The sequence below is a fragment of the Streptomyces sp. PTL18 genome (assembly GCF_059510295.1).
In genome coordinates this window covers 1-431 of sequence record NZ_JCAJZO010000144.1, presented here as the reverse complement: position 1 = coordinate 431, position 431 = coordinate 1, and the positions used below count along the sequence as shown (strand labels likewise).

General features: G+C 64.5%; 1 protein-coding gene. It reads right to left on the bottom strand.

Annotated elements, in window-relative coordinates; genetic code table 11:
- The coding region (locus tag AC5WS8_RS39390; RefSeq protein WP_496108276.1) for an IS256 family transposase at positions 1-431 on the bottom strand (431 nt) is incomplete at both ends.

Sequence of the window (431 nt, the reverse complement as noted above, 5' to 3'; positions counted from 1 at the left end):
GCGTTCGGTCGCGGCGGCCTCGCTGGGAGCGGTGTAAACGGGCTTGAGATCCTTGGCGACCTTGTCCCAGTCCTGACGGGCGCAGTAGCGGATGCTGTTGCGAATCAAGTGAACGATGCACGTCTGGACGACAGTTCGGGGCCAGACCGTCTCGACCGCGTCGGGCAGTCCCTTCAGCCCGTCGCAGACAAGCATCAGGACATCCTCGACACCGCGGTTCTTCAGCTCGGTGAAGACCTGGAGCCAGTGCTTGGCGCCCTCACCACCGTCACCGGCCCAGATCCCGAGGATGTCGCGGGTGCCCTCGACGGTGACGGCCATGGCCACGTAGATCGGACGGTTGGCGACCTTGCCATCGCGGATCTTCACGTTGATGGCGTCCACGAAGATCACGGGGTAAACGCGATCGAGCGGGCGGGCTTGCCATTCGG